Below are 13,897 nucleotides of genomic sequence, written 5' to 3'. Positions count from 1 at the left end.
ATCAAACTCCTGTGTCGGGCACGGTCCAGTGGCGGATACGGGGCGGGAGCGTCACCGCCCAGCCCCGGGTGACGAGTACGAGGCCCTCGGACGCCGGCACGGACACCGCCTCACGGCCCGTACTGCCGAGGTCGTCCAGGGCGGTGGGGGTCAGGCAGGCCTGGAAGGTGGCCACCAGGTCGGGGTGGTCCAGGGCGAGGCGGGCCGAGGGGTCCGGGGCGCGGCGGTCGCGGACCTGGAGGACGTCCGGTCCCCGGATGCGCAGGCCCCACGTGCTCTCGGCGGCCCGTGGCGGGGAGTCACGGAAGTAGTCCATGCCGATGATGTTGTCGACCGCGATGACGTCGAGCAACTTGTGCTGGTGGACGAGCCGTTCGGTCTCGGACTACGCCCGGCTCGCGGCCGTGGAGAAGGCGTACGACCCGGCCGACGTCCTGCGCGGCAACCTGAACATCCGACCCGAGGACGAGTAGGGGCAGGCGGCGTCGGTGGTCCGGGCCTAGTCCGGCGCGGAACCGCCCGGCCCGGCGACCAGCCAGTGCGCGGGCAGCTCGATCCGGGAGCCGTCGGCGGCGGACTCCGTGGTGGCCAGCGGCAGTTCGCCGGTGGCGAGGACGTCGAGGCCGGCCGTGCGGAACAGCTCCGGGAAGACCGCGTCGGCGACCTCGGCGGGGGCGAGCCCGTGCGAGAACACCGGGCGCAGCTTCGGCGGCGGACCGTCCGGGGCGTGGACGAGCTCGCCCAGCACGCCCTTGGCCGCCTCGGCGAGCTCGAACACGAAGGCCCGGCCGCGGTCCCCGAGCAGGATGTGAATGGCCTCGACCACCCGTGGGCGGTCCGCCGGCTCGCTCTGGTGGATCACCCCGCGCACGTACACGTTGGCGTCGCCGAGGCGCTGGTGGAGCGCCCGGACGGCCTCGGGGTCGGTGGCGTCCAACCGGGTGAACTCGGCCCGCCCGGCCGGGTCGCAGCGCCGGGCGAGGTCCAGCGCGGCGGCGGACAGGTCGACCCCGAGGGCGAGCGGGAAGCGCTCCGCGAGGAAGCGGGTCTGGGTGCCGTTGCCGCAGCCCAGGTCGACGATGGGCAGCGCGGGGTCCGCCAGGTGCGGGCGGAGCAGCGTGAGGTGGCGTTCGGCGCTGCGGGCCGGCTCCGCGTCCCAGATCACCCCGCCCGGTTCCTCGGGCGCGTCGCGCCAGAAGCCCTCCCAGGCGTCCAGGTACCGACTCGTCACGCTCATGGCGGAGGCCTCCGGGTGGTGCGCGGGGTGTCTGGCTCGTGTCTATCGGTACCCGGCCGGGGCGGCAAGCGGGTACCGGCGGGCGGCGGCGGGCGCGCGCGGACGGCGTGCGGGGGGCGCGTACGACGGCGCGCGGGATCGGCTCGCGAGGTCGGCCCGCAGGGTCAGCCCGCGGCGCGCGCCTGGCGCAGCAGGTAGAGGCCGGAGGCGGCGGCGAGCACCGCCATGCAGGCGGCGAAGACCAGGCCCGCGTGCGTCAGGCCGAGCGGCCCGGTCAGCAGGCCCACCCCGATGACCGGGATCGAGATGCCGAAGTAGGCGACCACGAACAGCGCCGAGAGGGCGCCGCCGCGGTGCTCGGGGGGAGCGGCCGCGGCCACCTCGCCCACCGCCCCGCGCAGGCCCATGCCCTGCCCGGCGCCGCCCGCCAGGGCGCTGAGCACCAGCGGCGGCAGGCTCTCCCAGGCGAGCGAGGCGGCCAGCAGGGCCATCCCGGCGATCAGCACCAGGCAGCCCAGCGGCACCGCCCGGGCGGTGCCCAGCCGGGGCACCAGGAGCTGGCCGAGGGTGGAGGCGAAGAAGGCCGTGAAGACGACCAGGCCGACCACCGCGCGGTTGTGGACGCCCAGACCGGTGGCGAGGAAAGCGGGACTGACCGAGGTGAACAGGCCCAGCAGGGAGAAGCCAGCGAACGCGGCGATCCCGGCCGGGACGAACACCCGGCGGACCTCCGGTGGCAGCGCCGGCCGGTCGGGCCGGGCCGTGCGCAGCGGACGGGCCCCCGCGACCGTCTCCGGGAGCATCCAGGTGAGGGCGAAGGAGACCGCGAGCAGCCCCAGGTGCACGACGAACGGCAGTACCAGCGGGTACGGGGCGTACTGCGAGAGCAGGCCCGACAGCAGCGGACCGCAGCCGAGCCCGCCCATGTTGGCGGCGGTCGCGACGAAGCCCGCGCGGGCCTGGTGCCCGGGCGGGGCGAGCTCCAGCACGTACGCCGTCCCGGTGCCGGTGAACAGGCCCGCCGAGAACCCGGACAGCAGTCGGCCCAGGCAGAGCAGGGCGACGCTGTCCGCGGTCAGGAAGACCACGGCGCTGGCGGCCGAGCAGACCAGCCCGCAGAGCAGCACGGGCCGGCGCCCGACGGAGTCCGAGACGTTGCCGATCAGCAGCAGGACGCCGATGACACCGAAGGCGTACACCGCGAACACGACCGTCACCGTCAGTTCGGAGAAGCCGAGCTTCTCCTGGTACAGGCCGTAGAGCGGGGTGGGCAGCGTGGTGCCCGCCATGCAGACGGCGAACGCGGCGGCGGCGACGAGGTGGCCCACCCGGGCCGTACCAGGCCCGGCGGTCCGACGATCGGTCATTCGCCCACGATAGGCGCGCACCCGGGAGGGGGGCCGTGCCGTGCGGGGGAGCGCTGCGCCGAATGGCCGTCCGGCCGTGCCCGGCGGCTACCGGGCGCGGGAGGGCGGGGTCAGCGGTCCGGGTGCCAGGTGGATTCGAGGGCGGTGGTGCCGTCCGGCCGGGGCACGGGGTGCCAGCGGGCGCGCAGACCGGCCGGACGGGCGGCCGGCCGGGGCGCGCCCAGGGCACCGAGCACGGTGCTGTCGAGCGGGCTGGCGGCCAGCCGGTCCAGCACCCGCGCGCAGGCGCCGCGCAGGCCGTGGCCGTGGCGGCGCGCGTCGGGGACGTCGGAATGGAAGGCAGCGAGGACGGACATGCGGCTCACCTCCGGAGCGACCTGCGGGTCGTGCAGGCGTGGTCCGTCCAGCTTCGGGCCGTCCGGGGGCACCGGGCTCCGGATTGACGGGCTATTGACGGCTGCCGACACTCCGCTGACGAACTGCTGACGCGGAGGCGGTCTCTGTGCCCGCCGCCGTTGGTCCCCGCGCCCGCCGCCGTCGGTCCCGGACCCGCTCGGCGGAGGTCCGCCCGGTGGCGGGACGCGGGGTCAGCCCGTCGCCTGCCCGGCCTCGCCCTGGTGCATCCAGGCGATGACGTCCAGCACCCGCAGCACGCCGATGTCCTCGCCGATCCCGGCCTCCGTGCGGAGCTCCGCCAACCGGGCGCGGAACGCCCCGCCGTCCGCGCGCAGGGCGTCGGCCAGCGCGGACCAGAAGGTGGTGTCGACCTTCGGCCGCCGGAAGAGCGCCTTCACCCGGATGTCGTAGACGGGTATCAGGTGCGGCCGCTTGCGGGCCAGCAGCTTGCCCGCGACGACGGGGCCGACGCCGTCCGGCTTGCCCGGGTAGGCGGCGCGGGGGTTCGCCAGTCGGTCCCACAGTTCGGCGGCCGGTCCGCCGGGGGCGATCAGCGGGGCACTGGCCGGGTCCTCCAGTCGGGCGTCGCGGGGGATCGCGGACAGCAGCCGGCCCCAGTGCCCGTCGGGGTCGGTGAGCAGTTCGACGGCTCCGTGGGGCTCGACCGAGACGCTCAGCATGGTGATCGCGAGCAGGTCGTCGGCGGTGAAGGCGTCCGCCGTCTCCGGGCGGTCACCGCCGTCGGCGAGCCGCTCGAAGTGGGCGCCCGTGTAGTAGTGGTCGCCCTTCGCCCGCCGCCGGGTGAAGTAGTCACGCAGCAGCCGGACGGAGGCCCCGGTGTCCCCGTACACCGGGGGAATCCACAGCGCCGTCATGAGGGACCCCCTTCGAATCCGTGCGTCCGGGGGCAGTGTGGCAGAGGGGTCCGACAATCCGGTCCGGGGGCTGGTGAACCGGGCCGGTGCCGGGGGCCGTAGGACCGTAGTGGGCGCGCAGCGGTGCGTCCGCGAAGCGGCGGGCGCGTCCGCGAGGAACCCGGGAGGAAGTGGATGCAGTCCCGACGCGACCAGGTGCGGGCGCACCCGGTCGTGCTGAAGAGGCCGGTCCCGGATGCGTTGCGGGTGGAGCCCGACGTACCGGACACCCCCACCCGGGGCGCCACGACGGGCCCGGCGGAGGAGGAGTGATGGGCGCTGTGGAGGCCCCGGAGGCGGTCGGCGCCTCGACGCTGCGGGCGCTCGGCGCGCACTACGTGATCGCACCGCCTGGCGCGGAGGCCGACGGACTGGCCGAGGCGCTGGCGCCCGTACGCGCCCAGCCGGGCGCGCTGCTGCTGCTCGCCGCCGCCGAGGACGCGGCGCCCGTCCTGCTCGCCTCGCTGGACGAACTCGCCCGGGCCGCGCGCGGGCGCGACGCCGACGTGCTGGTGCTGGCCGCCTCCGGACTGGCCGCGGTCGGCCCCGACGGCCGGCGGCCCGCCGAACTGCTCGCCCGGCGCAGCGGGTTGACCGTCGTCGCACCGGACACGGTGGTCAGCGTCGAGCCGGACGGCACCCTGCCGGCCGTGGACGGGACGTGGTGGCGCTGCCGGCCCGGCGGGGGAGCGGAGCCGCTCGGCGGCCGCTGGCCCGCCGACGCGACCATCACCCCGCTGGCCGGCGGGGCGTACTGGATCACCGACGCGGCGGTGGGACCGGTCCGCCCCGCCGTGCTGGACCGGGCCTTCGCACCGCGCGACCGGCTGCTGATGATCATCGGCGCGCCCGCCCGGTCACTGCCCAGCGGTGCCCAACTGGCCAGTGCGGCGACCCTGTTGAAGGAGCAGGCGCCCCATCGGGAGTACCTCGCGCTGAGCGCGCCGTGGGCCGCGCCGCTCGAACTCATCGAGACGGCCGCCGTGCTGGCCGCCTCGCTCGGGCAGGAGGTGCGGGCGGCGATCGGCGTGCCGGTGGCCAGGTCGGGCGTGCCGGGGGCGCCCGGGTGCGGCGTGCGGCACGTCCACGTGGCGCCGGACGGGGGCGAGGGCTGGGAACCGTACCTCATCGAGTTGTCCGCCCGCCCGCGCGAACGCACCGTCACCGCCGTCGGCTGGCGCGTCGGGCCCGGCCCGGGTGTGGGGTCTGGGGCGGAGCGCTTTCCGGCTCTCCCCGGTCCGGGTGCGGGGCCCGGTCCAGGTCGCTTCCCGGCCTTTCCCGGCCCGCCTCCGGTGCCCGGCGCGGGGCGCTACCCGGTCTTCCCGGGCCCGGCTGTGGGGCCTGGGGCGGGGCGTTTCCCGGCTCTCCCCGGCCCGCCCGCGGGGCCCGGAGTGGGGCGGCTTCCCGCTCTCCCCGGCCCGCCCGCGGTCCCTGGGGCGGGCCGTTTTCCGGCTCTCCCCGCGCCGCCTTCGGTGCTCGGGGCGGCGCGCTACCCGGCCTTTCCCGGCTGGGAGGTGGAGGCGGTGGCGGCCGGAGTGTGGTTGCGCCCGGCCGCGACCCCGGAGCGGGGCCCCCGGCTGCGTCGGCCGGACCCGGTACAGCCCGTGCTGGTCGTGGGCACGCCGGGCCGCCCGGTTCCGGACGCGGTCTGGGACCACCTCGGTACGGTGCTGGGCTCGCTCCCGGCCGGGCCGGTACGCCTCGCGCTCGTGGTGGCGGGGGTGTTGGACGTGGAGTCGGCCGCGGTGGGGCGGTTCTGCGCGCGGCAGTACGGGCTGGACTGGGTCGGCGAGGAGGTGGTCGAGGCCGCGGAGGTGCGGGTGGCCGTGCTCGGTTCGGAGCCGGTGCCGACTTCGGTAGGGGCGTTGGCGGCGGAGGCTCCAGGGGAGGCCCATGAGGGAACAATATTGGCCCCTGAGGTGGTCGCGGAGGAGCCCGATGAGGAGGAGTCGGTTGCCGAAGTCCTGGTAGCAGAGCCCGAGTTGCTCGCTGGGCCTGAGGTGGAGGAGCCGGTCGCCGAGGCCCCGGAAGTCGATCCCGAGCCCGAACCAGTGCTGCCCGCTGCGACGCCCCCGGCCCCGGAACCGTCCCCAGAGCTGGAGCCGGAGCCGTCGGAGCCCGCCACCCCCGCCGGGGACGGCGAGGCCCTGGTCGCCCAACTCGGCTCCGCCTACGAGCCCTTGGCTCGGCGGGCCGAGGACGTCGCCACCCGGCTGCCCGCCCTGCGCGCGCAGGCGGAGGAGGGCGACCAGGGGCCCGAGCTGGTCGCCCTCCTGCTGCACGCCGGGGACTCCGGCCCCCTGGCCCCGCGCGCCGAACTCCTCGCGGCGGCCCGCTCCGGCGAGCCCGGCCGCTACGGCCCGTACCTGCGCTGCCTGGCCGCCGGCCTGCGGCGGCTGCCCGGGTACTACGGCGGTGTGCTGGTCGCCGGTCCGGCGCGGGCCTGCGACCTCGCCGCGTACGCCCCGGGCACGGTGCTGACCGAGCGGGCCCCGGTGACCGCCCTGGCGGTGCCCGAGGCGGACCTGGGGGAGGACGTCGGGATCGAGTTCGCCATCTGGTCCGTCGGCGGCCGCCGCAGCTCGGCCTTCGGCGAGCCGGGCGACCCGCCCATGGTGGTCTTCGTCCCGGGCGCGGAGTTCGAGGTGGTCGAGGTCCAGCCGGCGGACCCGGAGGAGGGCCGTCCGGCCCGGGTCCTGCTCCACGAGATCGGCGGCGTCCGCCCGAGCCCCGAGCGGCTGCGCACCTGGCTCGCCCGCCGCGACGCCGTCGCCCCCGCCGACCGGGTCCGCCCCGCCGACCCCTCCCGCTACGCCCTCGACCTGGGCGTCGGCTCCGGCCCCGCCGACTGACTGTCGGTGGGGCCGGATACGGTGCGTCCCGGAGCCGGACCACAGGAGGGGTCATGGAAGCAGGGGAAGCATCCGTCGCCGCGCTGAAAGCCGTCATGTCGCCGCACGACGGCGCCGACGAGCAGGTGGACTGGGCCGCGGTGGGCCAGGCCTGGGGCGTCCGGTTCCCCGCCGACTACGTGGCGTTCATGGCCACGTACGGGGCCGGTGGAATCGACGAGGCGTTCGGCGTCCTGGCCCCCGAGGCGAGCACGGCACCGCCCGAGGGCCCGGGCTTCGGCAGCGCGGCCGGGGAGACCGCCATCCTGCGGAGCCTCTGGTCGACCGAGGGCGGGCCGGCCGGCGTCGAGGCCGGGCCGGACTCGGTGATCGCGTGGGGGGTGAGCTGCGGGGCGGACGTCCTCGGCTGGCTCACGGTCGACGACGACCCCGACAGGTGGCCGGTCCTGGTGTGGGAGCGTCACGGGTCGCCGAACTGGCAGCTCTACGACTGCGGGATGGCGGAGTTCCTGCGCCGCCTGTTCACCGAGGGCTTCGACCGCTGTCCGCTCAGCGACGCCTCCCTCTGGGGCGATCCGTCCCCGCACTTCGTCCACTGGCGTGAGGAGCGGCGCCGCATCGAGGAGCGGTTGGACCCGTACACCGGAGAGCCGCTCTCCTGGTCCTTCTGAACCACCCGGTGAACCCCGCACGGGCGGCCGGCCGTCGGACGGAACACAGGGACGTGGTCGGTGGGAGGGGCGCGGGGTGGGACCCGGCCGGTGGCGGGCGCGGAGCCGGTCCGGACGGTCGGGTCCGAGGCGCGCCGATTTCGGCTGAACCGGTTCGGCCGTGCGGGCCGTAGCTCCCCACAGGAGTGTCATCGAGCACAGGGGATGCATGGTGGGCGAGGAGCAGCGCGGCGGGCCGGAGCGGAGGCCGGGCGGCTTCCGGCTCCCGGCGGTGAACTGGGCGTTGGCGGCCGAGGCGGACCAGGGGAAGCCGCCGGAGGCGCCCGTGAGCGCGGAGACGGCGGCGCCGCCCGCGCAGCCGGGCGCCGATGGCGGTGGCGGTGCCGGTACCGGTGTCAGTGCCGGGGTCACCGGCGCTGCGACGAGCGGGGCGCGGCCCGGGCCGAAGTCCGAGGCCGGGTCCAACCCCGCGAGCCCCGCGCCGACGGTCCCGCCCGCGCGGCTGGGTGCCGGTCCCGAGGCCGGCGCCGGGTCGAAGCCCGCGAGCCCCGCGGCGCCGGTGCCGCCCGCGGGGTCGGGCGCCGAGGCCGGTGTCAGCGCCGGGTCCAAGCCCGCGAGTTCCGTGCCGGTGGTGCCGCCCGCGACGTCGGGTGCCGGTGCCGGGTCCAAGCCCGCGAGCCCCGCGCCGACGGTGCGGCCCGCGCAGCCGGGCGCCGGTGCCAATGGCGGTGCCAGTACCGGTGTCAGTGCCGGGGTCACGGGCGCTGCGACGAACGGGGCACGGCCCGGGGCGAAGTCCGAGGCCGGGCCCAGGTCCGCGAGCGCCGAGACGGCGGTGCTGCCCGTGCAGCCGGGCGCCGGTGTCGGCGCCGGAGTCGGTGTCAGTTCCAGGGCCACGGGCGCCGCGACGAACGGGGCGCGAACCGGACCGAAGCCCGCGTCCGGGCCCAAGTCCACGGTTGGAGCCAGGCCCCCGGCCGGGACCGGTATCGGGCCGGCGCCCCTGCCGTCCCCCGCCAAGGGCCCGACGGCACCCGTCGGCCCGGCGACCCCCGCGGGGCCCGTGGGTCCGGGGGACCCTGGGCCGCGCACCGGCCGGGTCTCCCGTCCGATGATCGCCGCGGCCGTCGCCGTCGGCCTGGTGCTGGTCGGCACCTCCGTGATGGTGACCCAGCGCAGCGGCAGCGACCCGCACGGACCGGCCCAGGCCGACGCCCCGCCCGCCAACGTCCCCGGCTTCGACGAGCACGGTGGCACCGCCGGCGGCGTCGCGCCCGACGGGCAGTCGGGCTCGGCGGCACCGCAGCCGGACGGTTCGGCCGCACCGGCGTCGGGCGACCAGGCGGCCTCGGCCCCGAACGGCACCGGCGGCGGCGCTGGTGGCGGGGCCGGCGGTGGCGGGGGCGGTGCCGGTGCGGCCGCTCCTCCCGGCGTCGGGGCCAACCTCGCTGGGGGCGGCGCGGGTTCGGGCGGTGGGGGCGATCGCGCGCAGGGCGGTGCGGCCGCCGCCTCGGGTGGTTCGGGCGGCGGTGGCCCGGCCGCCGGTGGCACGGGCGGCGGCGGTGCGGCCAACCCGGCGCCGAACCAGCCGGCCCCCAACCAGCCGGCTCCGAACAAGCCGGCTCCGAACCCGTCGCCGCCCCAGCAGCCCGTGCCCCCGGCCGCCAAGCCGCCCGCACCGGTCACCGTGATCGCCGGCCCGTACTGCTCGGGCGGCGGCCAGTACAAGACCAACGGCTGGTTCGACCAGGGCAGCAGCGGTTGGCGCAACAACTCCGGTGGCTACAGCGGCGACGGCTGCAACGGCACCTACGCCTCGATGCCGATGTCCGGCAACGCCAACAAGGACGACAACGGCAACTCGGTCGTCTGGACCTTCACCGTGGACAAGGTCACCAGCTGCACCCTGTCGGTCTACATCCCGGCCAGCGGCGACGTGAAGCAGGTCGGCGGCAACCCGAGCACCTACACGGTGCAGAGCGGCGGCGGCCAGGTGGGCTCGTTCACCATCAACCAGACGGCGAGCCGGGGCAGTTGGGTGAACAACGGGCCGTTCGCCTACCGCGGCCCGATCTCCGTCACGCTGCACAGCCGCGGTGTGGACTGGGGCGGCTCCACCGGCGCCCACCACGCCGCCAGCGCCGTCCGCGCCACCTGCACGGCCTGACCCCGGCGCGCACCGGGGCCCGGACCCGCCGAGCCACCGAGCCGCTGAGTCACCGAACCACCGAGCGACCGAACCACAACGCCCCACGACGAAGGGAACCCCAGGCATGTCGCGCCCGGTGCTGACGGTCTGCGCGGGGCAGCGGGAACCCGGCTCCTACCGGACGATCGGCGAGGCCCTCCGGGCGGCCGGCGGCGGCGCGGTGATCTCGGTCCGGCCCGGCCGGTACGACGAGAACCTGGTGCTCACCAAGGCCGTGAGCATCACCGCCGCCGACGTCCGGGGCAGTGTGCGGATCAGCCCCCGGCGCGGTTCGGTGGTCCAGGTGCTCACCGAGGCCGTCCGGTTGACCGGTCTGGTGCTCCAGGGGCAGGACGACGAACTGCCCGCCGTCGACGTCCCGCGCGGCCGCCTCACCGTGCGGGACTGCGAGGTGATCGGCAACGCCTGGACCGCCGTGCTCACCCGCGGGCCGGGCGAACTCGCCATGTGCGGCAGCCGGGTCACCAACCCGGCCGGCGCCGGGCTGGTGGAGACCTCCACCGGCTCCAGCGTGATCGAGGACAGCGTCGTCGAGCACCTGGGCACCTCGGCCGTGGTCATCGGCGAGCGGGCCGACCCGACCGTCCGGCGCTGCGTGCTGCGCGACGCGCGCGGCAACGGCCTGTGCGCCAACGGCGAGGCGCGCGGCGTCGTCGAGGACTGCGAGATCTCCGGCACCGACAAGCCCGCCGTCGCCCTGGAGGAGCGGAGCAGCACGCGCCTGCTGCGCACCGCGATCCGGGACAGCGCGCTCGGCGTCTTCGTCGGCTCCGCCGCCCGGGTCGTGCTGGAGGACTGCACCGTCACCGCCGTGCGCGGCCACGGCTACGTCCTCACCGACGGCACCGACCCGCTGCTGCGCCGCTGCCGCGCCGTCCGCCCCCAGGGGTACGGTCTGCACATCGCGGGCCGGGCCCGGGGCACCCTGGAGGACTGCGAGGTCACCGCCCCTGCCGGGGTCGGCATTCACGTCGGAGGGTCGGCCGGGCCCAGCCTGCTGCGGACGGTGGTGCGCGACGCCGGGACCGACGGTGTCGAACTCACCGGCGGGAGCGCCGCCGAGTTCGACCGCCTGGAGGTCCGCCGCGCGGCCGGTGCCGGCATCGTGGTGCGCGACGGCGCCGACCCGCTGCTGTGCCGCGGCACCGTCACCGCCGCCGGCCGCCACGGGATCGAGGTGCTGGGCGACGGGCGCGGCCGACTGGAGGACGTCACCGTCGTCGACGCCGGACGGCACGGGGTGCGGATCGCCGACGGAGCCCACACCCACCTCGGCGGCGGCCTGGTGCGCGGCAGCGGGTCCTGCGGGATCTCGGTCGGCGCCGGGGGCGTCGCCATCCTGCGCGACGTCGAGTGCACCGGCAACGCCCTCGACGGCGCCAGCGTCGAACGCGGCGGCGAACTGGCCGCCACCCGCGCCCGGTTGGGGAGCAACCGGCGGCACGGGCTGCACCTGCTGCCCGGCGCCCGGGCCACCCTGACCTCCTGTCGGCTCGGCGACAACACCGTGGACGGGCTGCGCTCCGAGTCCGCGGAGCCCGTCCGGCTCACCGACTGCACGGCCGCCGGGAACCAGGGCGCCGGGCTGTGGCAGACCGCGCCGACCGACCGCCTCGTGGTGGAGAACCTCGACAGCCGGGACAACCGCTCGCCGGACGCCCACGGCACGGCGGCCGCCACCGCCGCCGTCGCTGCGGACGCCGCCGGCGACGGTACGGAAGCCCCCGCGGAGGAGGCCGTCGGCCCGCAGGCCGTCCTCCGGGCCCTGGTCGGGCTGGAGGGCGTCAAGGAGCAGGTCGCCACCCTGGTCAACCTCGGCAAGCTGACCCGCCGCCGCGAGCAGGCCGGGCTGCCCGCCCTGCCGATGAGCCGGCACCTCGTCTTCGCCGGTCCGCCCGGCACCGGCAAGACCACCGTCGCCCGGCTCTACGGGGCGATCCTCGCTGAACTCGGCGTGCTGCGCAGCGGTCACCTGGTCGAGGTCGCCCGGGCCGACCTGGTCGCCCCGGTCGTCGGCGGGACGGCCCTGAAGACCACCGAGGTGGTCAGGGAGGCCCTCGGCGGGGTGCTGTTCGTCGACGAGGCCTACACCCTGTCGGCGGGCTCCGGCGCGGCCGGCCCGGACTTCGGCCGGGAGGCCGTCGACACCCTGGTGAAGCTGATGGAGGACCACCGCGACGACCTGGTGGTGATCGTCGCCGGGTACGAGGCCGGGATCCGCGGGTTCCTGGCCTCCAACCCCGGCCTGGCCTCCCGGTTCAGCCGCACCGTCGAGTTCCGGAACTACCGCGCCGACGAGCTCGCCACGATCGTCGAGCAGGCCGCCGGCGGACACGGCTACGAGCTCGCCGAGGGCACCCGGGAGGCGCTCGCCGCGCACTTCGACCGGATGCCCAAGGGCGCGGAGTTCGGCAACGGCCGGGCCGCCCGCAAGGTGTTCGAGGAGATGGTCGACCGGCAGGCCTCCCGGCTCGCCGAACTGGAGCAGTTCGACAACGCGGCGCTCACCCGGCTGCTGCCCGCCGACGTCGGCGAGGAGTTCGCCCCGGCCGCCGCCAGCGAGGGGCGGGCCGGGGAGCCCGGCCTGCTCGACCGGCTGCGCGCCATGGTCGGCCTCGCCGCCGTCAAGGAGCAGGTCGAGGACCTGGTCAACCTGACCCGCCAGTCCCGGCGCCGGGTCGAGGCCGGGCTGCCCGCCGCCCCCCTCGGCCACCACCTGGTGTTCTCGGGCCCGCCCGGCACCGGCAAGACCACCGTCGCCCGGCTGTACGGCGAACTCCTCGCCGAACTCGGCGTGCTGCCCTCCGGTCGGCTGGTCGAGACCGCCCGCGCCGACCTGGTCGGCCGCTACCTCGGCCACACCGCCCACCTCACCCGGGACGCCTTCGAACGCGCCCGGGGCGGCGTGCTGTTCATCGACGAGGCGTACACCTTGACGCCCCGCGACGGCAGCGGCGGGGACTTCGGGCAGGAGGCGGTGGACACCCTGGTGAAGCTGATGGAGGACCACCGCGACGAGGTCGTGGTGATCGTGGCCGGCTACCGGGAGGAGATGCGCGGCTTCCTCGCCTCCAACCCCGGCCTGGCCTCCCGGTTCTCCCGGGAGATCACCTTCGAGCACTACGCGGACGAGGAACTCGTCGCCATCGTCCGGGCGCGGGCCGAGACCGCCGGCTACACCTGCACCCCGGAGACCCTGGCCGCACTCGGCACCCTGTTCGGCGCCGTCCCGCGCGACCGCTCCTTCGGCAACGGCCGGTTCGCCCGGCAGGTGCTCGAAGCGATGGTCACCCGGCAGGCGGGCCGGCTGTCCCGGGTCGACGTGGTGGACCTGGACGAACTCAGCCTGCTGCTGCCGCAGGACATCCCGGCCGAACGGTTCGGCACTCTCGCGTGACCACGCCGCCGCCCCGCCCCCGGGCGGCGGCCGACCCGGGCTCGGCCGCCGCCGTCCTCGTCCTCGGCTACCGCCCGGACCTGACCGTCGACCAGCCGGCCGAAGACCGGGAAGCCGCCGCCTCCCGCGGCCCTGGCCATCAGTACGGCCACGGCACCGTCGGCCCCGTCGCCGCTGTCACCCCGGCGGTCGTCCTCACCACGCGCCCCGCTCCACCCGAGAGCGGCGCCGGCATCGAGGCGGGCCTCCTCGCCCTCACCGTCCTCGCGGCCGTCGCCCTGGCGGCGGTGGCCGCCGCCTTGGCCCCGCGCGCCCGGGGCCGGCGCCCGAGCTGTGCGGAGGCGAGCCGGTCGTCTGGCCGGGGCCGAGGGCCTGACGGGAGGAATCCGCTCGTCGTGGTGATCGGCGCCGTGGGACCATCAGGGCCCCTCAGGGACCGGATGCGCCCGGCGGGTGAGGGGCGGCACGGCACGGGAACGGAGGGCCCTGATGACGGAGCGGCAGTCGCCGACGGCGAGAGAGCTGGTGCTCGGCTTCGTCGCCGCGCTCGACCGGGCGGAGGCGGCGTTGTGCGAGGCGGTGCCGCCGCTGGAGCGCTTGGCGGACATCCTGGCGGCGGCACGCTCGGGGCGGATCAGCCGGAGTGGTGAGGCCGGCGGCTACGCGTACCTGGTGCACGGGGCGGGATGCCGGATGACCGACCCGGCCGGAGTCCAGATCGACGTGGACTTCATCGACGGCACGGCGGCGTTCGACCTCTGGCGGCTGCGCTGCTAAGGGCGGAGCCTGGCGACGCCCGTCGAGTGGCCGTCGGAGGAGCCCGGTCCGGCGGTCCGGGGGCTCGACGACCTGCT

12 protein-coding genes are annotated in these 13,897 nt (G+C 76.6%); 7 read left to right on the top strand and 5 right to left on the bottom strand.

All coding sequences use genetic code 11. From position 1 onward, the window contains the following. Window position 1 precedes the first annotated feature (1 nt). Window positions 2–352: a DUF5825 family protein gene (locus tag ACWDD9_RS13155; RefSeq protein WP_449811641.1), complete on the bottom strand. Its 351-nt coding sequence runs from the start codon at window positions 350–352 to the stop codon at window positions 2–4. Between ACWDD9_RS13155 and ACWDD9_RS13150 the strand changes: the two genes are divergently transcribed. Beyond that, a complete protein-coding gene (locus ACWDD9_RS13150) occupies window positions 339–473 on the top strand; it encodes a hypothetical protein (RefSeq protein WP_375873700.1) in 135 nt (44 codons plus the stop codon). The two genes, ACWDD9_RS13155 and ACWDD9_RS13150, sit on opposite strands and share 14 nt — an antisense overlap. A gap of 26 nt (window positions 474–499) precedes the next feature. Here the strand turns inward: ACWDD9_RS13150 and ACWDD9_RS13145 are convergent, their stop codons facing one another. The 4 genes from ACWDD9_RS13145 to ACWDD9_RS13130 all read right to left on the bottom strand — a co-directional run bounded on the left by ACWDD9_RS13145 (window position 500) and on the right by ACWDD9_RS13130 (window position 3,875). Beyond that, window positions 500–1,237, bottom strand: coding sequence for a class I SAM-dependent methyltransferase (locus ACWDD9_RS13145; protein WP_449811640.1), 738 nt, complete (start codon window positions 1,235–1,237; stop codon window positions 500–502). A 164-nt stretch (window positions 1,238–1,401) separates the two neighbouring features. Next, the gene (locus ACWDD9_RS13140) at window positions 1,402–2,604 is read right to left on the bottom strand and encodes an MFS transporter (RefSeq protein WP_074004952.1); all 1,203 of its coding nucleotides are present in this window, start codon (window positions 2,602–2,604) and stop codon (window positions 1,402–1,404) included. A 110-nt stretch (window positions 2,605–2,714) separates the two neighbouring features. After that, window positions 2,715–2,960 carry a hypothetical protein gene (locus ACWDD9_RS13135; RefSeq protein WP_375873703.1) on the bottom strand — a complete coding sequence of 82 codons (246 nt, stop codon included), beginning with the start codon at window positions 2,958–2,960 and terminating at the stop codon, window positions 2,715–2,717. A 231-nt stretch (window positions 2,961–3,191) separates the two neighbouring features. Then, window positions 3,192–3,875, bottom strand: coding sequence for a DUF6308 family protein (locus ACWDD9_RS13130; protein ID WP_449811639.1), 684 nt, complete (start codon window positions 3,873–3,875; stop codon window positions 3,192–3,194). A gap of 174 nt (window positions 3,876–4,049) precedes the next feature. On the opposite strand from ACWDD9_RS13130, the gene ACWDD9_RS13125 reads away from it, so the two are divergent. From ACWDD9_RS13125 to ACWDD9_RS13100, 6 genes are all read left to right on the top strand, one after another. Beyond that, complete coding sequence (locus ACWDD9_RS13125) at window positions 4,050–4,187, top strand: hypothetical protein (protein WP_449811638.1); 138 nt, start codon at window positions 4,050–4,052, stop codon at window positions 4,185–4,187. Continuing rightward, the gene (locus tag ACWDD9_RS13120; protein WP_449811637.1) at window positions 4,187–6,766 is read left to right on the top strand and encodes a hypothetical protein; all 2,580 of its coding nucleotides are present in this window, start codon (window positions 4,187–4,189) and stop codon (window positions 6,764–6,766) included. The genes ACWDD9_RS13125 and ACWDD9_RS13120 overlap by 1 nt, the downstream gene beginning before the upstream one ends. A gap of 53 nt (window positions 6,767–6,819) precedes the next feature. After that, the gene (locus ACWDD9_RS13115; RefSeq protein ID WP_449811636.1) at window positions 6,820–7,437 is read left to right on the top strand and encodes an SMI1/KNR4 family protein; all 618 of its coding nucleotides are present in this window, start codon (window positions 6,820–6,822) and stop codon (window positions 7,435–7,437) included. Window positions 7,438–8,548: 1,111 nt separating this feature from the next. Next, window positions 8,549–9,604: a hypothetical protein gene (locus ACWDD9_RS13110; RefSeq protein ID WP_449811635.1), complete on the top strand. Its 1,056-nt coding sequence runs from the start codon at window positions 8,549–8,551 to the stop codon at window positions 9,602–9,604. A gap of 106 nt (window positions 9,605–9,710) precedes the next feature. Beyond that, window positions 9,711–13,043, top strand: a complete 3,333-nt coding sequence (locus tag ACWDD9_RS13105; protein ID WP_449811634.1) for a right-handed parallel beta-helix repeat-containing protein — start codon at window positions 9,711–9,713, stop codon at window positions 13,041–13,043. A 489-nt stretch (window positions 13,044–13,532) separates the two neighbouring features. Continuing rightward, window positions 13,533–13,820 carry a DUF6896 domain-containing protein gene (locus ACWDD9_RS13100; protein WP_449811633.1) on the top strand — a complete coding sequence of 96 codons (288 nt, stop codon included), beginning with the start codon at window positions 13,533–13,535 and terminating at the stop codon, window positions 13,818–13,820. Window positions 13,821–13,897 lie beyond the last annotated feature (77 nt).

It is taken from the genome of Kitasatospora sp. NPDC001119, from assembly GCF_053598475.1.
This window is presented reverse-complemented; position numbering and strand designations above follow the sequence as displayed.